This window comes from Asticcacaulis sp. AC460, from assembly GCF_000495795.1.
Taxonomy (GTDB): Bacteria; Pseudomonadota; Alphaproteobacteria; order Caulobacterales; family Caulobacteraceae; genus Asticcacaulis.
Map to the genome: position 1 here is coordinate 1 of NZ_AWGD01000022.1, position 20,160 is coordinate 20,160.

At 63.1% G+C, this 20,160-nt stretch carries 14 protein-coding genes; 10 read left to right on the forward strand and 4 right to left on the reverse strand.

The window, feature by feature from the left end:
• Positions 1-282: 282 nt before the first annotated feature.
• The 10 genes from ABAC460_RS37450 (at position 283) to ABAC460_RS37495 (ending at position 13,226) form a co-directional block, all read left to right on the forward strand.
• A complete protein-coding gene (locus tag ABAC460_RS37450) occupies positions 283-2,694 on the forward strand; it encodes a TonB-dependent receptor plug domain-containing protein (RefSeq protein WP_023453848.1) in 2,412 nt (803 codons plus the stop codon).
• A gap of 241 nt (positions 2,695-2,935) precedes the next feature.
• Entirely contained in the window at positions 2,936-4,411 is a 1,476-nt protein-coding gene (locus tag ABAC460_RS37455) for a replicative DNA helicase (RefSeq protein WP_023453849.1), read from the forward strand.
• A 96-nt stretch (positions 4,412-4,507) separates the two neighbouring features.
• Positions 4,508-5,308, forward strand: coding sequence for a hypothetical protein (locus ABAC460_RS37460; protein WP_023453850.1), 801 nt, complete (start codon positions 4,508-4,510; stop codon positions 5,306-5,308).
• 36 nt (positions 5,309-5,344) lie between these two features.
• Complete coding sequence (gene alr / locus ABAC460_RS37465; RefSeq protein ID WP_031236883.1) at positions 5,345-6,397, forward strand: alanine racemase; 1,053 nt, start codon at positions 5,345-5,347, stop codon at positions 6,395-6,397.
• A 52-nt stretch (positions 6,398-6,449) separates the two neighbouring features.
• Positions 6,450-7,820, forward strand: coding sequence for a DNA repair protein RadA (gene radA / locus ABAC460_RS37470; protein ID WP_031236884.1), 1,371 nt, complete (start codon positions 6,450-6,452; stop codon positions 7,818-7,820).
• A gap of 59 nt (positions 7,821-7,879) precedes the next feature.
• Complete coding sequence (locus ABAC460_RS37475; RefSeq protein WP_031236886.1) at positions 7,880-8,389, forward strand: CvpA family protein; 510 nt, start codon at positions 7,880-7,882, stop codon at positions 8,387-8,389.
• A gap of 52 nt (positions 8,390-8,441) precedes the next feature.
• Positions 8,442-9,947: an amidophosphoribosyltransferase gene (purF, locus tag ABAC460_RS37480; RefSeq protein ID WP_023453854.1), complete on the forward strand. Its 1,506-nt coding sequence runs from the start codon at positions 8,442-8,444 to the stop codon at positions 9,945-9,947.
• Positions 9,947-10,684, forward strand: a complete 738-nt coding sequence (locus tag ABAC460_RS37485; RefSeq protein WP_023453855.1) for an SDR family NAD(P)-dependent oxidoreductase — start codon at positions 9,947-9,949, stop codon at positions 10,682-10,684. The genes purF and ABAC460_RS37485 overlap by 1 nt, the downstream gene beginning before the upstream one ends.
• A 51-nt stretch (positions 10,685-10,735) precedes the next feature.
• Positions 10,736-12,052: an aminotransferase class III-fold pyridoxal phosphate-dependent enzyme gene (locus tag ABAC460_RS37490; RefSeq protein WP_031236888.1), complete on the forward strand. Its 1,317-nt coding sequence runs from the start codon at positions 10,736-10,738 to the stop codon at positions 12,050-12,052.
• Between the two features lie 244 nt (positions 12,053-12,296).
• Positions 12,297-13,226, forward strand: a complete 930-nt coding sequence (locus tag ABAC460_RS37495; RefSeq protein ID WP_023453857.1) for a substrate-binding domain-containing protein — start codon at positions 12,297-12,299, stop codon at positions 13,224-13,226.
• Here ABAC460_RS37495 and ABAC460_RS37500 read toward each other — a convergent pair.
• The 4 genes from ABAC460_RS37500 to ABAC460_RS37515 all read right to left on the reverse strand — a co-directional run bounded on the left by ABAC460_RS37500 (position 13,202) and on the right by ABAC460_RS37515 (position 20,151).
• The gene (locus ABAC460_RS37500; protein ID WP_023453858.1) at positions 13,202-13,681 is read right to left on the reverse strand and encodes a GNAT family N-acetyltransferase; all 480 of its coding nucleotides are present in this window, start codon (positions 13,679-13,681) and stop codon (positions 13,202-13,204) included. The genes ABAC460_RS37495 and ABAC460_RS37500 overlap by 25 nt on opposite strands.
• Before the next feature lie 173 nt (positions 13,682-13,854).
• Positions 13,855-15,522: a ribosome biogenesis GTPase Der gene (gene der / locus ABAC460_RS37505; protein WP_023453859.1), complete on the reverse strand. Its 1,668-nt coding sequence runs from the start codon at positions 15,520-15,522 to the stop codon at positions 13,855-13,857.
• A 45-nt stretch (positions 15,523-15,567) separates the two neighbouring features.
• Positions 15,568-17,559, reverse strand: coding sequence for a DUF3857 domain-containing protein (locus tag ABAC460_RS37510; protein ID WP_031236890.1), 1,992 nt, complete (start codon positions 17,557-17,559; stop codon positions 15,568-15,570).
• A gap of 579 nt (positions 17,560-18,138) precedes the next feature.
• Positions 18,139-20,151 carry a TonB-dependent receptor plug domain-containing protein gene (locus ABAC460_RS37515; RefSeq protein ID WP_023453861.1) on the reverse strand — a complete coding sequence of 671 codons (2,013 nt, stop codon included), beginning with the start codon at positions 20,149-20,151 and terminating at the stop codon, positions 18,139-18,141.
• Positions 20,152-20,160: the final 9 nt, after the last annotated feature.

A 20,160-nucleotide genomic window follows, 5' to 3' on the forward strand; every position in this document is an offset into this window, starting at 1 on the left:
TGTCTTGGCAGTCTGAACCCGCCGCGCAGCGGCCCTCAATCCAGGAACCGCCGCACCGTCGGTAAAGTCTGAATTTTTGTGCTTTTTGAGTTTTTCGAGCTTTTCGTGTTCAAAACCTTATTCCTTCTCGCAGCGGACGTGATCACAAAAATAGTTTTTCTAACGCCAGCGGGTAGAAAATGTTGCGGCGCACACCCCTTAAACTCAAACGGTCTGGCAACCAATTAAGGCGAGAACCGGACGCACCGGAGCCATAAAATGCACATCTCAAGGAAAGACATTATGTCGAAATCTCGCCTCTACACCGCCAGCGCCATCGCTCTGGCTGCCAGCCTCAGCTTTGCTCCCGCCGTTTTCGCCCAGGATACCGCCCCGACGACAGCCGACGAGCCGTCAGAAATCGTCGTTACCGGCCAGCGCGCCGTCCGTCGTTCGCGCCTCGACACCCTGGTCCCCGTCGACGTCGTCCGCGCCGACACCCTGAAGTCCCAGGGCTCGACCGAACTGGCCCAAGGCCTGTCGCGCGTCGCGCCATCGCTGAACTTCCCGCGCCCGTCGGCCGTCGACGGCACCGATAACGTCCGCCCGGCCTCGCTGCGCGGTCTGGCGCCCGACCAGACCCTGGTCCTGGTCGATGGCAAGCGCCGCCACGCCTCCGCCCTCGTCAACATCAACGGCTCGGCCGGCCGCGGATCGTCCGCCGTCGACCTCAACGCCATCCCCGCCGCCGCACTCGACAAGGTCGAAATCCTTCGGGACGGAGCCTCGGCGCAATACGGCTCCGACGCCATCGCCGGGGTTGTCAATCTGGGCCTGCGCGAAGCCAGCGAAGGCGGCAATGTCACCTTCTCCTACGGCGAATACGATACCGATTTCGACGCCGCCAGCTCCGACCGCCATATCAAGGACGGCGGCACCACCAGCCTGAACGGCTGGGTCGGCCTGCCCCTGGGTTCCGATGGTTTCCTCACCGTCTCCGGCGAATTGCGCCGCCGCAACCCGACCAACCGCGCCGACGTCAGCCCCGTCGTCAGCCCCGCCCGCGTCACCAGCCGTTATGGTGATCCGGAGCAGAAGGACCTCAGCCTGTTCTTCAATGCCGGCAAGCCGATCAACGACACGTGGACCGCCTATGGCAATCTGGGCTATCGCGACCTCGACTCCGAAAGCGCCGCCTTCTATCGCCACAGCACCAGCGCCGGTAACGTCCTGGCCGTTTATCCCAACGGCTTCCTGCCGATCATCAATGCCAAGTCGAAGGACGTTTCGGCCACGGCCGGCCTGCGCGGCACGATCGGCGAGTGGACCAGCGATGTCAGCCTGACCGGCGGCGGCAATGAGCTGGATTACTACACGCTCAACAGCATCAATCCGTCCTACGGCACGGCGTCGCAGCACGACTTCTATTCCGGCCAGCTCAAATACGGCCAGACCGTGTTCAACGCCGACTTCAGCCGCGACTTCGACGTCGCCGGCTGGGCAGGACCGCTGAGCGTCGCCGCCGGCCTGGAAGCCCGTCGGGAAACCTACGAAATCGGCGCAGGCGAACTGCAATCCTACGCCCTGGGGCCTGACACCACCAAGTCGGCCGGCGCCCAGGGCTTCATCGGCCTGCGTCCCAATAACGAAGTCGACGAGGACCGCACCAGCGCCGGCATCTATGTCGATGTCGCCGGCGAAGTCACTGATCGCTTCAGCTTCGACACCGCCCTGCGTTACGAGAACTATTCCGACTTCGGCGGCAACCTGTCGGGCAAGGTCGCCGGACGTTACGAATTCACCGATAACTTCGCCCTGCGCGGCTCGCTGTCGACCGGATTCCGCGCCCCGTCCCTGGCCCAGCAGTACTTCACCTCGACCGCGTCCGTCGTGACGGGCGGCGTGGTGGTCGAAACCGGCACCTTCCCGGCCACGGCCCCGGTTTCCGCAACGCTCGGTGCCGAGCCTCTTGAGGCCGAAACCTCGACCAGCGGCACCCTGGGCGCCGTGTGGAAGTCTGGTCCGTTCGAGCTGACAGTTGACGCCTATCAGATCGATATCGACGACCGCATCGTGCTGTCGGAAAACATCTCGGCGGGCTTCTCACCCCAGGTCGCCGGCCTGCTGGCCCCCTATGGCGTTAGCGCGGCGCGCTTCTTCATCAATGGCGTCGACGCCACCACGACCGGCGTCGATGTCGTGGCGGCCTATCGTTTGCGGACGCAGAGCGTGGGCAACTTCACCTTCACCGGCGCCTACAACCACAACGAGACCGAGATCGATCGTCTGCCGACCCTGACCAACTCGCCGCTCAATCCCCAGCCGACCTTGTTCGCCCGTCAGCGTCAGCTGATCCTGACCAATTCGGCGCCCGAGACCAAGGGTAGCCTGGCGGTTGATTGGCAGAAGGCCAACTGGTCGGTCAATGCCCGCGCCACCTATTACGGTGACGTGGTCGATCCGGCCGCGCTCGAAGCCAACGACATCCACACCGGTGAAAAGACGATCACCGACCTGTCGGTCAGCTATCGTTTCGGCACCGGCACGGCGATCACCGTCGGCGCGGACAACGTCTTCGACGTCTATCCGGACGCTACGCCGGCCAACCTGAATGTCACCAGCGGCAACGGCGCCGGGGCCCTGGCCTTTACGCGGTTTTCACCGTTCGGCTTCAACGGTCGCTTCGTGTATGCGCGCGTCAGCCAATCCTGGTAGCAGGGCCGCGGGCCCTGCACCCGGACTCGCGACAGCGTTTTCAGCTCCCCGTCGGCAACGATGGGGAGTTTTCTTTGGCGCGGGCAAACCCTATGGATTGAGAACAATTCGGGAACATGTTAGGGTTATCCCCAATCTTCACAGCCTGTGGATCGGCCCAAAGTGGACCGATTGACGGAACCGTGAAAGGAACCCCTCGCGGCCTTGCGCTGGCCGCGTTAACCTTTGTATGACGCCTATCATGCCCGATACCCTGACGCCCCCCACCGCAGAAGCGCCCGCTTCCCTCCCGCACAACCTCGAAGCTGAACAGGCTTTGCTGGGCTGTCTGCTGTTTGACAACGGTGCGTACGAACGTTTGTATGACGGCTTACAGTCGTCACATTTCTACGAACCCTTCCACCAGCGCCTGTTCGCGACCATCGAAGAACAGATCCGTATCGGCCACCTGGCCGAGCCGATCGTGCTCATGGACAAGTTCAAGAACGACCCGGCCTTCAACGACCTGGGCGGCATCCGCTATTTCGCCGACCTGGTCGATCGTGCCCCGCCGGCCGCCAATGCGTCGGACTATGCCCGCGTCATCTACGACCTGGCGCTGCGCCGCGACCTGATCCGGCTGGGCGGCGAGATCGCCAAGGACGCCAACGGCGCAAAGCCCGCCCGTGATCAGATCGAAGCCGCCGAAGCCAAGCTGTTCGACATGGCCGAAAAGGGCACGTCTTCCACCGGGTTCGTGCCATTCTCCGACGCCGTGGCCGGCGCCCTCGCCCACGCCGAAGAAGCCTTCCACCGCGATGGCGGTTTGGCCGGGATTTCTACCTGCCTGACCGACCTGGATCGCCAGATCGGCGGCCTGCACAAGTCCGACCTGATCATCCTGGCCGGCCGTCCTTCCATGGGCAAGACCGCCCTGGCCACCAATATCGCCATGAGCATCGCCGGCAACTATGCCTACGAACCCCAGCCCGACGGTACGCGCAAGACCGTGCGCGGCGGCATCGTCGCCTTCTATTCGCTGGAAATGTCGGCCGACCAATTGGCCGCCCGTCTTCTGGCCGACGCCTCCGGCGTGCCGTCCGACAAAATCCGTAAGGGTGAAATCGACGCCACCGAGTTCATGAAGCTCAAGGAAGGCGCCATGGATATCAGCGCCTCGCCTTTGTACATCGACGACACCGGCGGCATTACCCTGGCTAAGCTGACCGCCCGGGCGCGGCGTTTGAAGCGGACTGTCGGCCTCGATTGCCTGATGGTCGACTATCTTCAGCTGGTAACCCTGGGTGACACCGGCGGCCAGATGAACCGGGTGCAGGAAGTTTCGACCATCACCATGGGCCTGAAATCGCTGGCCAAGGAACTGGCTATCCCGGTCATCGCCCTGTCGCAGCTGTCGCGGACCGTCGAAAGCCGCGACGACAAGCGGCCGCAGCTGTCCGACCTGCGTGAATCCGGCTCGATCGAGCAGGACGCCGATATCGTGATGTTCGTCTTCCGCGAAAGCTACTACCTGGGTCGTGCCGAGCCCAAGGAAGGCACGGAAGATCACCTGAAATGGCAGGAAGAAATGGACCGCTGTAAAGGCACTGCCGAAGTCATTATCGGCAAGCAGCGTCACGGCCCCATCGGCACGGTCCGGCTGTCGTTCAGCGAAAGCACGGTCAAGTTCGGCAACCTGGCGAATTCCGACCGTTACGCCAGCTACAGCAACGAATAGATTCGTTCTTTAGGTTCGGCGGCGATCAGTCTTATCGAATCCTGATGCCCTTAAGGCGCAGACATGACGTATTAACGCTTTGTCTGGGAGGGTAGGATGTCACAGGTTTCGTCACGCCGCGCCGCTTTGGCCTTTATGCTCTCCGCCACCTTGATGCCGCTGGCGGCGCCTGCTTTTGCCAGGAAACGTAAAGCCCAGCCGCGGATCGCCCCGGCGACGCTTATGGTGGTCGCCACCCTGCATGACCTGCATGAGGTCAATCCGCGCTATGGCTATGACGACCTCTACCGCCTGATCGCCGGGTTCAAGCCCGACTGGGTTGGGCTGGAGATGCGGCCGGAGGATGTTACCGGCGATCCGGTCTGGCTGGCGTCGGTCTATCCGAAAGAGGTGGTCGACCTGCGCGCCGCCTATGGCGACAAGGTCTTCGGTTTCGACTGGCTGGGCGATGAGTTGAACGGCAAGCCTCTGCCAGTCGGATGGTTCGAGAGCACGCCGATCGGCGAGCTTCAGGCCCAGACGGGCGATGCGCCGGAACTGCATACACCAGAGAAACAGGCCCTGGCCGTACGGCTAAGCGACATCGCCACGCAAAAACGCGCGGTGTTGGAGACCGCTTCGGCGCGTCAGGTCAATGATGGACGCTATGACGCCCTTTGCGTCGCCTATGACAACACCTTGAAAGCCTATTATGACGGCACGCGTTTCGCCGGGATCACCGCTTTCAATACCGGCCGCAAGGCGCGCATCGCCGCCAATATCGCCCAGTTCGCCAAGGCCCATTCCGGCGAGCGCATCGCCGTCATCACCGGGCCCGACCATCGCAGCGCCGTGATGAACTTCTTCGCCGGCAATCCGGTCGATCACGTCGTGATGAAACCCGTCACAAAGGCGTAGATTTCCTTTGCCGGTGCGTGCTAGCCACGAAGCATGATGTCCGCTTCGCCGACCGCCCGCCTCAATATTGATCTTGCCGCGCTGAGCCATAACTATGCCGCGTTAAAGCGCGCCGCCGGCAGCGCCGAAGTCGCGCCCGTGGTCAAGGCCGACGCCTACGGCTTGGGCATGGCAGCGGTTGCGCCGTATCTGGCGCGCCAGGGCGCCAGGACTTTTTTTGTCGCGCGTCTGGCCGAAGGCTTGGCCCTGCGGACCCTGGTCGGGGTCGATCCGGTTATCTACGTTCTCGACGGGCTGACCGATCCGTCCGCCTTCGCCGCCCAGCGTTTGCGTCCGGTTCTGAACACGGCTGAGCAATTTCAACTGTGGTTGCAGGGGCCGTCGAACGTAGAGGCCGCGGTGCATATCGACACCGGCATGAACCGGCTGGGTGTCCGGCCGGATGAGGTCGCCGCCCTCCCCGATCCGGGTCAACATCGGTTGGCCCTGGTGATGAGCCACCTGGCCTGCGGTGACGAACCAAACCATCCTTTGAATGCGCAACAGTTGACGGCGTTCCGCGCGGCGGCCGATCGCTTCCCCGGCGTCGCCCGGTCGCTGGCTAACAGCCCGGGGATTTATCTCGGGCCCGACTACGGTTTCGACCTGGTCCGGCCGGGCATCTGTCTTTACGGCGGCGGCCCGTTCGGCCTGGCGCACCCGGATATCCAGCCGGTGGCGCACCTCAGCGCCCGCGTTCTGCAGATCCGCGACCTCAAGGCCGGCGAAAGCGTCGGCTATGGCGCGACGTTTGTGGCCGAGCGCGACATGACCCTGGCGACGATCGGGCTGGGTTACGCCGACGGGCTGTTGCGCAGTTTCGCGCCGTCGGGTTTCGTCACCGTGCAGGGTGAGCGCCGCCCCCTCACCGGCCGGGTGTCGATGGATGTGTTTACCGTGGATGTGACGGGGATGCATGTCGGCGACCGTACGTGGGTCGAGGTTCTGGGCAGTTCGCAAAACCTGGATGAGGTCGCCGCGGCCGCGGGCACGATCGGTTATGAAGTGCTGACGCGGCTGGGCGCACGGGTCCCGCGACATTACGGTTGACAGACTCACGTCGATGGAACATAAGAAGAACACTCTTGTTCCGCGAGCCGACATGACCAAACACCAGACTCTCTATACCTGCCAGTCTTGCGGCGGCGTTCACAGCAAATGGGCAGGCCAATGCCCCGCCTGCGGCCAGTGGAACACATTAGTTCAGGAGAGTTTTTCGGCACCGCCGGGCGGATTGAAGGCCGAACCGGCCAAACTGTCGCGGATGAACAAGCTGCAGTTCGAAACCCTGGACAGCACGGATGAAATCCCCGCCCGCATGGTCACCGGCATCGATGAGTTCGACCGCGTCTGCGGCGGTGGCGTTGTGCCGGGTTCGGCCATCCTGATCGCCGGCGATCCCGGCGTTGGTAAATCGACCCTGCTGTTGCAGGTTGCGGCCAATGCGGCGTCGCGTAACCTCCGGGTCGGCTATATTTCCGGCGAAGAAGCAGTGGAGCAGATTCGTGGTCGCGCTAACCGCATGGGCCTGTCCAAGGCGCCGGTCGACCTGGCCGCCGAGACCTCGTTGCGGACCATTATGGATGCGTTGAAGCGCGAAAAGTTCGATCTGGTCATCATTGATTCCATCCAGACCCTGTGGTCGGACGCCATCGAGGCGGCGCAAGGGTCAGTGTCGCAGGTGCGCGCCTGCGCCGGCGAACTGGTCCGGCTGGCCAAGAAGCACAACACCTCGGTCATCATGGTCGGCCACGTCACCAAGGAAGGCCAGATCGCCGGCCCGCGCGTGGTCGAGCATATGGTCGATGCCGTCCTGTCGTTCGAAGGCGAGCGCGGATATCCGTTCCGGATTTTGCGCGGCACCAAGAACCGTTTTGGCGCCACCGACGAGATCGGCGTGTTCGAGATGGGCGATGCTGGGTTGCGTGAGGTGCCCAATCCGTCGGCACTCTTCTTGGGTGACGGCCATGAGCGCGCTTCGGGTTCGGCGGTGTTCGCCGGTATCGAAGGCTCGCGGCCGGTGCTGGTCGAGGTCCAGGCCCTGGTGGCGCCCTCAGCCTATGGCACGCCGCGACGGGCCGTGGTCGGTTGGGATTCCGGCCGGCTGGCCATGATCCTGGCGGTGCTGGAGGCGCGCTGCGGTGTCGGCTTCGGCCAGAAGGATGTCTATCTCAACGTGGCCGGTGGCTTGCGGATCAACGAACCGGCAGCCGATCTGTGCGCGGCCCTGGCCCTGGTGTCGGCCCTGACGGATACGCCTTTGCCGCGCGACTGCGTGGTGTTCGGCGAAATCAGCCTGTCGGGGGATGTTCGCACGGTCAGCCGCGGTGAGGGCCGGTTGAAGGAAGCCGCCAAGCTGGGCTTCAACAGCGCCATCGCCGCGCCGGTGGCCATCGACAATCCGCCCGTCAAGGTCAAGGGATTCACCAGTTTGGCGGACGCGATCGCCGCCCTGTTTCCCGTCGGAGAGTAAGTCCGGTTGTTAACCTCCTGCCAAAATGGTAAACAGGGAAAACACCATATCGGCAGGGGATGGCAGTGCAGGCTTGGGATTTCATTTTTCTGGCGGTTCTGATCGCCTCGTGTTTGTCGGGCGTGATGCGCGGCGGTATCAAGGAACTGGTCAACCTGATCTCGTTCTTTCTGGCCCTGTTCATCGCCGTGGTCAGCCACCCGTTCGTAACCAAAACGTTTGCGCTCGATACGTTGCTGGGCGTATTCGTCGCCTTCCTGGTCTTCCTGCTGATCTATTTCGGCATCCGGTTCTTCGGCCACAGCCTGGCCGAAAAGGTCCACAAACAAAAGGCGCTCAACGCTTTCGACCGCGCCCTGGGGCTCGGGATCGGAATCTTCCGTACACTGGTCGTTCTGGGCGTAATCCATTTGATTTTTGTCGTCGTCACGCCTAAAGAGCGCTTGCCTGAATGGTTCCTCGACGCAAAGGTTTTCCCGCTGACGGCTCGCTGCGCCGAAGCGATCCAGGCCTTCGTCCCGGTCGGAAGCCAAGCGACCGACAAGGTGGTGGAGACCAGCCAGGAGTAGTCGGCCGCGGCTAGCGCCCAGCAGCGGTCCTCGCGTAACCGAAAGAGATCTTATGCTGCCTGTGCCTCCCCTGTCCGACCTCGTTGATACAGGCGCCATCGCGCGCGACATCGAGGACGACCGGCCACGTCTGGAATGCGGTGTTTTCGGCATTTACGGCATGGATGACGCCAGCGCGGTCACGGTCCTGGGGTTGCACGCTCTGCAGCACCGCGGCCAGGAAGCCTGCGGGGTCGCTTCCTGCGACGGCCGCCGGTTTTACATCGAACGCGAGCATGGCCTGGTCGGCGATGTCTTTACCGGTTCCGACCTGACGCAAAAGCTGCAGGGCCATTCGGCCATCGGCCATACCCGCTATTCGACCGCCGGCGGGGCCTTCATCCGCAACGTCCAGCCGATGTTTGCCGACCTGGACCAGGGCGGTATCGCCATCGCCCACAACGGCAATCTCACCAATTTCATGAATGTGCGGACCAAACTGGTCGCCGCAGGTTCCATCTTCCAGTCGACCTCCGATTCGGAGGTCATTTTGCATCTGGTCGCCCGGTCGCGGGAACTGCGCATCATCGACCGTTTCATGGAGGCCCTGCGCCACCTGGAGGGCGGTTTCGCCCTGGTCGCCCTGACGCGCAAGATGCTGATCGGCGCGCGCGATCCGCTGGGCATCCGCCCGCTGGTCATCGGCAAGCTGAACAGTTCCTATGTCCTGGCGTCGGAAACCTGCGCGTTGGACATGATCGGCGCGACCTTCGTGCGCGACGTCGAACATGGCGAGGTCGTCCAGATCGACGAAAACGGCCTGAAGTCCTACAAGCCGTTCGACACCCGCGCGGCGCGGCCGTGCCTGTTCGAATATGTCTATTTCGCCCGCCCGGACTCGGTGGTGAACGGCAAGTCGATCTATGAGGTCCGCAAGGCCATGGGCCGGCAACTGGCCATCGAACACGGCGCCGACGCCGATGTCGTGGTGCCGGTGCCCGATTCCGGCGTGCCGGCGTCGCTGGGCTTTGCCGAGCAGTCGGGCCTGCCGTTCGAACTGGGCATCATCCGCAACCACTATGTCGGCCGAACCTTCATCCAGCCGACCCAGCATATCCGTGACCTGGGCGTGCGCAAGAAGCACTCGCCCAACCGCGTCGTGCTGGAAGGCAAGCGCGTTATCCTGATCGACGACTCGATCGTCCGCGGTACCACCTCGGTGAAGATCGTGCGCATGGTCCGCGAAGCCGGCGCCAAGGAAGTCCACCTGCGTTCAGCCAGCCCGCCGATCATGTGGCCCGACTTCTACGGCATCGACATGCCGGACCGTGAAAAGCTGCTGGCGGCCAACCACACCCTGGAAGAGATGCGCCAGATCCTGGAATGCGATTCCCTGGGCTTCCTTTCGGTCGACGGCCTGTACAAGGCGATGGGACATAACCGCCGCGACCCCGAAACGCCGCAGTTCACCGACCACTATTTCACCGGCGATTATCCGACCCCGTTGACCGACCGCGAACAGGCTCTGGAAGAGCCAACCAGCACCGGTCACCTGTCGCTGCTGGCCTCGTCGAACTGATGACCGACCTGTCGCAACAGGGCCGCATCGCCCTCGTCACCGGCGCATCGCGCGGCATCGGCCGCGCCTGCGCGCTGGGCCTGGCCAAGGCCGGCGCCCAGGTCGTCGCCTGCGCCCGCTCCAAGGCCAGCCTGGAAGAGTTGGACGACGAGATCTTCGCCGCCACCGGCCGCCATGCCACTCTGGTGCCGTTCGACCTGAGCGATGGCGAGGCCATCGACCGCCTCAGCGCGGTTATCCTGGAACGGTTCGGCCGCCTGGACAGTGTCATCCATGCCGCCGCTCTGCTCGGGACGCTGACTCCGGTCAGCCACCATGAGCCCAAAGATTTCGACAAGGTCGTCGCCGTCAACATCACCGCCACCTGGCGGTTGCTGCGCGCTGTCGAGCCGCTGATGCGGCAATCCGAAGCCGGACGGCTGGTCGCCTTCACCACCGGTGGGTCGGTGACCAAGGGCCGCGCCTTCTGGGGCCTGTACGGCGCCACCAAGGCGGCGATGGAAACCCTGGTCCGCGCCTGGGCCGATGAGTTGGACATCACCCCGATCCGCGCCGCATTGCTGGCGCCCGGCGCCATGCGCACCCGCATGCGCGCCGTGGCCTATCCGGGCGAAGATCCGATGTCGCTGCCGCACCCCAGCGAGATCGTGCCGCTGCTGCTGGAATTGCTGGATCCGACGCGCGAACCGCCGGCGGAAACGGTTGCTTTTCATCGGGAAACAGCGCAAACCGTGTGATCACAAGCGCGCCGGAAAACGGCGCCGAACGCCCCCTTTGCGAGGATTACGATGTCTTACCCCAAGGCACGCAGCGCCGCCATGCTCGAAGAGCTGGGCCGCTACGTCATTGCCGAACCCTATCCCTTTGCCGTTGACCTGAGCCGGTCGCAGGGCATGACCCTGGCCACCGTCGATGGTGATAACCTCACCGACTGGTGCGGGCTCTACGGGTCGAAACTGCTGGGCTACAATCATCCGCGCATGAACGAGCCCGATTATGTTCGCGACCTGGTCCTGGCCGCCAACACCAAGATGGCCAATCCGGACTTCCTGACGCCGCAGTGCCTGAACTATTACCGCCTGCTGCACCGCTTGCGGCCGCTGTGCATGAAGAACGGCAAGGTCGAGGTCTATGCCGTCAATTCCGGCGCCGAAGCGGTCGAGAACATGATGAAATACCTCATCAATCTCCACCACGGCAAACAGCAGGCCAAGGGCCGGACGGAATTCACGCATCGTTTCATCTCCTTCGACCAGGCCTTCCACGGTCGCACCGTATTCGCCTTGAACATCACCCGGCTAACCAATGATCCGGTGGCAACCAAGGACTTCCACGGCATCATCAAGGATAACCTGACCGTCCCCTTCCCCGATTACGACACGCGCCGGAGCGACGCCGACAACCGCGCCGTCGCCGACGCCTGCCTGGCCGAGCTGGAGCGGTTGATGCAGATGCACGAAGGCGATATCGCCGGTGTCATCCTGGAACCGTTGCAGGGCGCCGGCGGCCACCGCATGGCCATGCCGGAGTTTTACCGCGGCCTGTCGGAGCTGTGTCACCGCTACGATGTCGCCTGGGGGCTGGACGAGGTCCAGACCAGCGGCGGCCAGTGCGGCGCCGTCTTTGCCATCGATCTGTTCGATGTTCCCTATCCGCCGCAATCCATCGCCGTGGCCAAGAAGTTCGGCAATGGCGCCGTCTATATGCTGAACTCCATGGACGATATCGGCGTGCTCGACTCGACCTGGGGCGGCTCGCTGGCCGACATGGTCCGCTTCGTCCAGGAATGGAAGATCGTCGAGGACGAAGGATTGCTCGAAGCCGTTCCCGCCAAGACCGAACGACTTATTGCCGGCTTGCAGGGCCTGGTGGCGCAGTATCCCGGCAAGATCGCCAATGTCCGCGGCTGGGGCCTGTATCAGGGCTTCACCGTCCTGGGCGCCGGCAACAAGGGCCGGCTGGTCGAACTGGCGCTGGAAAGCGAGAACCTTCTGCTGCTGGGCGCCGGAACGGACTCGATCCGCTTCCGCCCGCCGATCGATGTCACGGAAAACGACATCGACAACCTGGTGGCGACACTGGGGCGCGCACTCGCAAAACTATAATACGTCATATAAATCATTGACGTTTCAGCAACCGTTTTCAGGCACACCTAGTGTCCTGATCCCGAAATTCGCAAGACTTTGATATCGGCCTATGGCGAATTTCGGGATCTAAAGGACACTAGCAACTTATTGAATCTAGTGTCGTTTTGATTTCGAAGTTCGTTTTTCGGGCGATATCAAAATAGCACGAACTTCGAAATCACGACACTAGGCGGTATAACAATAATGCAGGGAGTGTTGAGGGATGAAAAAGGCTGTGATGTCGGCCGTCCTGCTTCTGGGCATGATGGCCACCGGCGCCGAGGCTGCGACGCGGGTTTACGTGACCTTGTCACGGTCGGAGACCTTTATCGACGGCATTCGGAATTCGCTGACCGCCGAGGACGCCCGCGACAGTGACGTCGAACTGACCATAGACCTGGCCAACAATGATCGGGCGACGCAGCAGCGTCAGGTCGACGAGGCCATCAAGGCCAAGTACGACGCCATCATCATCCTGTCGGTCGATAATGAGGCCGGCCAGCACGCCTTCGACGCCGCCAAGAAGGCCGGCGTGCCGCTGGTCTTCGTCAACACGCCGCCGCCGATCGCCGATGTCCGCGGCAAGGTGTCGATCGTCGCCTGTAACGACATCGTCGCCGGTCGCTTGCAGATGCGGCTGTTGTCCGGCGCCATGAACAATGCCGGCAATGTCGTGGTCATCCGCGGAACCGATGGTCACGCCGCCAGCGATGACCGCAGCAGCGGCATCAAGGAGATTTTGGCGACGCGGCCGAATGTGAAACTGGCGGCCGAGGCCAGCGCCCACTGGAGCCGCGACGAGGCCGAGCAACTGGTGCTCGGCTGGCTGGATCAGGGCATCCAGATCGATGCCATCGCCGCCAACAGCGACGAAATGGCCTTGGGTGCTGTAACGGCTTTGCGCAAGCGCGGCATTCCAGCCGGCAAGGTGTTTGTCGGCGGCACCGACGGCACGGCCAACGGCTTGAATGGCGTGAAGTCTGGTGACCTGTCGGTGACACTTCTGCAGAACACAGGTTCGATGGCCAAGGCGGCCTTGAACAGCGCCAAGACCATGGCGACCGGCGGCTACGCCCAGCAATATGAGTGGGTGCCGTATGAGATCTTGCTGCCGACGACGGTCGACCGCTACGCCACGGCGCAAGCGAAGTAACGTACGGTCTTACCGTTGGGCAGGGTCTGCTCGCCGACGGCTTCGAAGCCCAGGCGTTCGTGAAAGGCGATCGAGCCCGGATTGGGCGGATCGAGATTGACCTCGCAGACGACGCTGTTAAAGCCTGCCGTTTTGGCGGCTTCGAACAGGTGCTGGTAGAGCGCCTTGCCCAATCCCCTGCCCTGTGCCGAAGCGGCGATCACCACGCGGTCGATGTAGCAGAAGCGGTCGTAGCGCGCCTTGAACCACAGAAAATTGGGGCTGTCGTAGCCAGCGGTCTGGTCGAAGGTCAGGATGAAACCGTCCGTGCCGGCATGGAAAGCGAACAGGGACTCAGCAATCATTTGCTGCCAGTCGGCTTCGGTAAGGAACGAGGTTTCCTTGGCGAAGGCGTTGTTGAGAGCAAGCAGCGCCTCGTTCGGGGAGGCCGGCGTCAGGTCTTGGAGGTCGGTCATTTGAACCTGCCGCGCAGCGGCACCCATTGAAAAGTGGGGCCACAGATTACGCAGATCACGTTCGGATTTTAATCCCTCAAATCTGTGTAATCTGCGGATCCCCTTGTATAATTTGCCGCCGCGCGGCGGGTTCAGGATGGACCGGAAATCCGTGCCCATCCATGGTTCAAAACTTACCGCCGCTTACCCGGGTTGTTACGTCCGCCAGGACCGGCGGCGCCCGGCTTGGTCGATGGCCCAGCGCCTCTGCGCCCCCCGCCGGACTTGCCCGCGGTTGGCCGTGCGCCTACCGGTTTGCCGATATTGGCTTTGAACGCCTTGGCCTTGGCGGCATCGGCGCGCGGCTTGGCGACCACCTTGGGCGCGACGGTCGTGCCCTTCGGCTTTTGCCGTACGCGATTGGGGTGCGCCGGCTTCTCGCCCGGTTTCACCTTGGCCTTGGCGCGGACACGCGGCGGACCCGACGTCTGGCTGGCGCCACCGCTATCATCGAATGGATTGACCGTCGAATTGGCCTTAACCGTCAGACGGATCGGCACGCCCGGCAGGTCGAACGACTCGCGTAAGGAGTTGATCAGATAGCGCCGATACTGGTCCGGCATGGCGTACGACCGCGCCGCGAACAGCACAAACGTCGGCGGTCGGCCCTTGGTCTGGGCCATGTACTTCGGCTTGATACGCTTGCCGTCAACGGCGGGGGGCGGATGCCTCTGCACCGCCAGGGCCAGCCAGTCGTTCAGGTCGCGCGTCTTCACCTTGGCCGACCAGTTGCGATAGCATTTCAGCACCGCCGGCATCAGCCGTTCGACACCACGACCGGTCACACCCGACAAGGTTACCAGGGGCGTACCGCGCAATTGCGGCAGTTGACGTTCGGCGGTTTCGACGATTTCCGCCAGCCGCGCCTGGGGCTCCGCCACCAGATCCCATTTTGAGATCGCGTAGATCAGGCCCCGGCCCTCGCGCTCGACCAGGTCGGCGATCTGCAGGTCCTGGGTCTCAAAGGCGTTGGCCTCGTCCATGCACAGCACAACGATCTCGGCGAAGGTGATGGCGCGGATGGTGTCGGCGGTCGACAGCTTTTCCAGCTTTTCCTGGACACGGGCCTTGCGGCGCAGGCCGGCCGTGTCGACCAGGCGGATGGTGCGGCCTTCGTATTGCCAGTCGACCGAGATCGAGTCGCGGGTAATGCCGGCTTCCGGACCGGTCAGCAGGCGGTCCTCGCCCAGCAGCTTATTGATCAGGGTCGACTTGCCGGCATTCGGGCGGCCGATGATGGCGATGCGGATCGGCTTGGTGTCGTCGTCCTCGTCGCCCTCCTCCTCTTCCGAGAAGTCGCCTTCGATGAGCTGGCGGTACTTTTCGGTGACCTCATACAGCTCCGAAATGCCCTCGCCGTGTTCGGCCGACAGGTGCAGCGGCTCGCCGAAGCCCAGGACGCGGGCCTCTTCTGCCGTGGCGGCGGCCTGGTGGCCCTCGGCCTTGTTGGCGATCATGACCACCGGCTTGTCGCGCTTGCGCAGGGTTTCGGCGAAGATGCGGTCCAGCGGCGTCACGCCTTCGCGGGCATCGACGACGAAGAAGGCGACGTCACATTCGTCCAGCGCCAGTTCGGTCTGGACGCGCATGCGCGATTCCAGCGAGTCGTCGGTCAGGTCTTCGAAGCCGGCGGTGTCGATCAGCAGCAGCGGGATATCGCCCAAGCTGCCGGTGGCGTAGCGGCGGTCGCGCGTCACGCCGGGCTGGTCGTCGACGATGGCGAGCTTCTTACCGGCGAGGCGGTTGAACAGGGTCGATTTGCCGACATTGGGCCGGCCGACAATGGCAATCTTTAAGGGCATGCGCGCCTTATACCGCAAACCGGCGGATTGGCCAGCTTTTTGCCGTCAGAGCAAGAACGTGAAAACCGCCCACACGCCCACGGCCACGATCGGCACCCCGGCCCAAACCACCGCGCGAGTGATTGCGCTGGGCAGCCAGGTCGAAGGCTTGCGGCCGGAAACCGCCACGGTCAGTCGGTCATAGTCCTGGACCTCGGCATAGACGTTGTCGAGCTTCGCCTTTTCGTCGGGCGACAGCCAGGTGCGGCGGACGCTGTATTCGCGCACCGCCTCGAAGCCTTCGCGCGTCTGGCGACCGGTATAACCCAGCACCAATCCGCCGAAATCCCAGGTCTTCGACTTCAACGGCCAATCCAGCTTATAATCCGTCTTGATCACCGTGGTAATGCGGCCTTCGCGGACGTCGCCCAGGTCGAACGGGAAGCGGCGACGGCCTTCCGGATCTTCCAGCACGTAGTCGAAACCCGATTCTGGGCTGAAGAAGATGCGGTGGCCACCGCCGCCCTGCCACGGATTATCGGTCGTGACGAAGGTGTTGATGGTGATCTCGTTCAGCCTGCGGTCGTCGGTCATCTGCGGGATGGCGCACATGTTCATGCCGTAGATGTAGCTGAACAGGGCGCAGCGGTCCTCAACGTACGAACTCAGGCTCTGATAACGCAGATCGCGGCGGACAGCATCTGCGCGGGCGCCGCGGTAGATGTAGTCGATCTCGATGACCGTCTGCTCGCCCTTCTTGGCCGGCAGGTTAATGACTTCACGGACCTCGTATTCCAGCTTGGCCGGACGGTCCATCATGCGGATCAGGTCGGTGCCTGGCTTCAGGATCAGGGCATAGCCCAGGTCGTACTGCGCCAGGTGGTCGAGGTCGCCGCCCTGGGCCACTGACGATGTGCCTTCGAACCAGTAGGTGCGGCCGTCGTGGTAGCACATGGAAATACAGTGGTTGAAGGCGCCCAGCCGCGGCGGCTGGTTGGTCAGGTCATGGCCGCGCCGGGTATCGACCAGGGCCGGATAGGATTCCACGCCCATGCGGGTCAGCATGGCGGCGATCATCTTCGACACGTCTTTGCAGTCGCCGATGCGGTCGCCGTAGATTTCCTTGAGGCTGCGCGGAACGAAGCCGCCTTCGCCGAACGAGAAGGCGAAGTAGCGGATGTTTTCCTGCACCCAGCGCACGGCGGCGACGATGCGGTCGCGGACATCGGCATGTTCGGCCTCGATCCTGGCGATCTCATCCAGCAGGCCCTGCGGATAGTCGGTGTCGCCTTCGAAGCCGGCGCGCATCAGGTCGCCGACGCGCTCCCAGGAGTCGATGCTGCTGGCATAGAAGCCGCGCGCCGGGATGACCCAGCCCGGCATATCGTATTCATAGTCGCACTCAAAGACATGGCTGTCTTCGAAAGTGATCTCGCTGTAGCCGTCGTCGAGCTTGTTGACCTTGGGCGGAATCCAGCCGAGCGGGAACGGCTTCATGTTCAGCTTGCGCTCGGGCGGGACCAGCAGGCGGACATGGCGGCGGTCCCAGTAGATGGCGCTTTGCAGCGGCATCGGCATGGTGATTTCGCCCTGGAAGCAAGCCGGGTCGCCGGTCAGGGTCAGGGCGGTGTCGATGATGTCACCGACGCGCACATCCGGCAGGGTGATGGCGAAGGTCCAGCGGCCGTCCAGCACCAGGCGCTCGAAGCTGCGTTCGCGGCGCATGACGAAGTAGCGGCGTTCGACGTCGACCTCGATGACCTCATTGCCGCGGATAATGCGGATATGGTGGATGGTCAGGTCGTCGTAATACGGGTTGAACGGCAGGGTGACATTGGCCAGGTAATCCAGCGCCGACAGGTTGACCACTTCTTCGATGGTGCGGTTGTAGCGGTGCGGACGGGTATCGAGCTTAGCCTGGTCGTCGACCAGCCAGGTATAAAGGCCCCAGGGCGCCCTGGATTGATCCAGCAGGTCCGGACGCGCGAACGGCAGTTCCTTCACCCACGACGGTGCGGGCGCAAAGTGGATATGCCGTCTGACTTCTTCTTCGAACACCTGGCCCACCCCTGCGTTTCTTCGCCGATGCGTAACCGTTAACACATGGTTTCCGGACCGGGAAGTGGTGAACGCGCCACAGGTGAAAGGAAGAAAGATTCACCACGGAAAGCACTGAAACGCCGCCTTCGGCGGCGGACACGGAAAGACACGGAATTCCGGTAGCGCAACCTCCTGCGCGAAGCGCCTTCAACACTTCGAATGAAACGAGCCGGCCACACGGGTTGACACCGTCCATCTGTGCTTATCTGTCTTATCTGGGGCTTACACTTTATTCCGGGCAGCGGCCGCACAGACGGCGAAAATTCATTGAAAGCCATCGCCGCGGCACCTCGGCAAGGCGTAGCCCCAGATAAGACAGATAAGCACAGATGGACGGTGGCAACGCGGACCTTCTCAACAGGATTGACTCATATTTAAGGCGCTTCGCGCGGATCGGCGCCGATTTCAGTGTCTTTCCGCGTCCACCGCCAAAGGCGGCGTTTCCGCGTGGTCCGTGGTGAACCTTCCTTACTTTCCAAACGCAAAAGGCGCGCCGGCTTTCACCGACGCGCCCCGAAATCAACCTGAGAAAACAATCTACCAGGCCTTGCCAATCTGAAGGATCACCCGCCGCTGGACCATCAGTCCGCTGGCCGCCTTGGCCTGCATCTGACGCTCTTCCAGCAGGTTCTGGCCGTTCAGCGACACTTCCAGCCCGCTCTCGCCCTTCCAGGCCAGCCGGCCGCCCAGGCTGGCATAGCCCGGCACCGGCTCCAGGCCCGTCGAAATATAGGAGTTGAAGCGGCTGACAGCGTGCACATAGCCATCCGCCGACCAGGTGCCGTTGCTCCAGCCTAGCGACAGGTTGCTGCGCCATTTCGGCGCCGTCATGCCATAGGCCACCAGGCGAACGACCGGGTTATAACCCGCCAGCGGCTTGTCCTCGATCTCGACATAGGTGGTGTCGGCGCTCCAGCGGAAGCCCTCGCCGAACTTACCTTGCGCCGCGATCTCGGCGCCCTTCATCTCGGACTCGCCGATATTGACGTAGGAAAACACGCCCCAGGTCGTGGCCGTCGCCGGGATATCGATCTGTTTGCGCGACGTGCCGCTCTTGACGTCGTCGGTCTGCTGCATGAACAGCTTGAGCGAAGCCCGGGCGCGCCATTGCGGCAAGGCACGGTCGTAGGTCGCCTCGTAATTGGTGACGATGGCCGGCCGGAGGTTCGGATTGCCGAGATTGGCCAGGCCTGTCGGCGCCGGCGTCGTCGGCAGGACCTGACGCGAGCCCAGTTCGACCAGGGTCGGCGCCTGAAGACCCCGCGCCGCCGTCAGCCGCAGCGTGTCCTTGTCGGTCGCCGCATACACCGCGCCGAAATTGTAGCTGGCCTCCTGGATGGTGCGGTCCCACAAGGCGTTGTCGGCATTGGGCACGCCGGCCGGGAAGCTGCCGCTGCGGTGCAGGCGCAGGCTGTCGTAGCGCACCGCCGCCGTCAGGCTGAGCTTGTCCGCCGCCTGCCAGGTCCACATGGCCGAAGGCGCATAGACCATATAGCTGATCTGGCCGCCCATGGTGGAGGTCGTGTTGACCTTGTTGGCGCGGTATTCCAGCGCCAGCCGGATGGTATGGCCGGCGCCGACCTTGAACAGGTCCTGGAGGCTGCCGACCGTGATGGTGTTGTAGTAGTGCAGCGGCAGGGCCGAGGAATCGAGCTTGTTGATATAGCCCTGGGCCTGGATATTGCCGAAGCGCGTATCCGAATTCAGCGTCGCCTTGACCGACTTGCTCTTCACACGGCTGGCGACATAGGAATAGCCCGACAGCATCTCGGTGAGGGACGAGTTGGTGTAGGACGCCTCTACCCGCAGGTTGCTGTGTTCGCCCAGGTCCATCGCCGCGTCGATGCCGGCGCGTACCGACCGCGGATCGCGCAGTTGCGCCGCCGTGATGGCGCTGTTGGTGTTCTGCCACTCGTCCTGCTGCTCGGAGGCCAGCGATATGCGGGCACTCAAGGCGCCCAGACGTGCGGTGCTGATGATGGTGGCCGAGCCGTAGTTGAGCGAGCCCGTCGCCACCGAAGCGCTGTCGACGTCGTCGTATTTCGGGTTGTAGGTGATGATGTTGATCACCCCCGATACGGCGTTGAACCCGAACAGGGCGCTGTTGGGGCCGCGCACCAGTTCGATCTGGCGGATTTCGCCCAGGGCCACCGGCAGGGTGTACCAGTCGGTATAGCCGAAGTGGTCGAGATAGACCTGGCGGCCGTTGATCAACACCAGCATGCGCGGCGACCGCGCCTGGTTATAGCCGCGGACGCTCAATTCCGAGGCCCCGGCCGAGAATGGCAGGATGTCGACGCCGGCGACGCGCGACAGGATGGTCGGAATGTCGGTCGCGCCCGAGCGCTTGATCTCCTCCGCCGAGATGATGGTCATGTCGACCGGCACCTCGGTGGAACGTTGCGGCGATCCCGTCGCCGAGGTGGTGACCGGTTCGCCGAACAACTGTTCCAGCGAGCCATAGTCGATCGATTGCGCACGCACGGAGGGCGCGATCAGAGTGGCGAGCAGGGTCAGGCCGGCCGCCGCGGTGAGTTTCGGAGCTTTCATGAGCGTATT

Bases quoted from the DNA above. Each gene is read 5' to 3' on its own strand.
- ABAC460_RS37450 (WP_023453848.1), top strand. From the start codon at position 283: ATGTCGAAATCTCGCCTCTACACCGCCAGCGCCATCGCTCTGGCTGCC.
- ABAC460_RS37455 (WP_023453849.1), top strand. From the start codon at position 2,936: ATGCCCGATACCCTGACGCCCCCCACCGCAGAAGCGCCCGCTTCCCTC.
- ABAC460_RS37460 (WP_023453850.1), top strand. From the start codon at position 4,508: ATGTCACAGGTTTCGTCACGCCGCGCCGCTTTGGCCTTTATGCTCTCC.
- alr (WP_031236883.1), top strand. From the start codon at position 5,345: ATGTCCGCTTCGCCGACCGCCCGCCTCAATATTGATCTTGCCGCGCTG.
- radA (WP_031236884.1), top strand. From the start codon at position 6,450: ATGACCAAACACCAGACTCTCTATACCTGCCAGTCTTGCGGCGGCGTT.
- ABAC460_RS37475 (WP_031236886.1), top strand. From the start codon at position 7,880: ATGGCAGTGCAGGCTTGGGATTTCATTTTTCTGGCGGTTCTGATCGCC.
- purF (WP_023453854.1), top strand. From the start codon at position 8,442: ATGCTGCCTGTGCCTCCCCTGTCCGACCTCGTTGATACAGGCGCCATC.
- ABAC460_RS37485 (WP_023453855.1), top strand. From the start codon at position 9,947: ATGACCGACCTGTCGCAACAGGGCCGCATCGCCCTCGTCACCGGCGCA.
- ABAC460_RS37490 (WP_031236888.1), top strand. From the start codon at position 10,736: ATGTCTTACCCCAAGGCACGCAGCGCCGCCATGCTCGAAGAGCTGGGC.
- ABAC460_RS37495 (WP_023453857.1), top strand. From the start codon at position 12,297: ATGAAAAAGGCTGTGATGTCGGCCGTCCTGCTTCTGGGCATGATGGCC.
- ABAC460_RS37500 (WP_023453858.1), bottom strand. From the start codon at position 13,681: ATGACCGACCTCCAAGACCTGACGCCGGCCTCCCCGAACGAGGCGCTG.
- der (WP_023453859.1), bottom strand. From the start codon at position 15,522: ATGCCCTTAAAGATTGCCATTGTCGGCCGGCCCAATGTCGGCAAATCG.
- ABAC460_RS37515 (WP_023453861.1), bottom strand. From the start codon at position 20,151: ATGAAAGCTCCGAAACTCACCGCGGCGGCCGGCCTGACCCTGCTCGCC.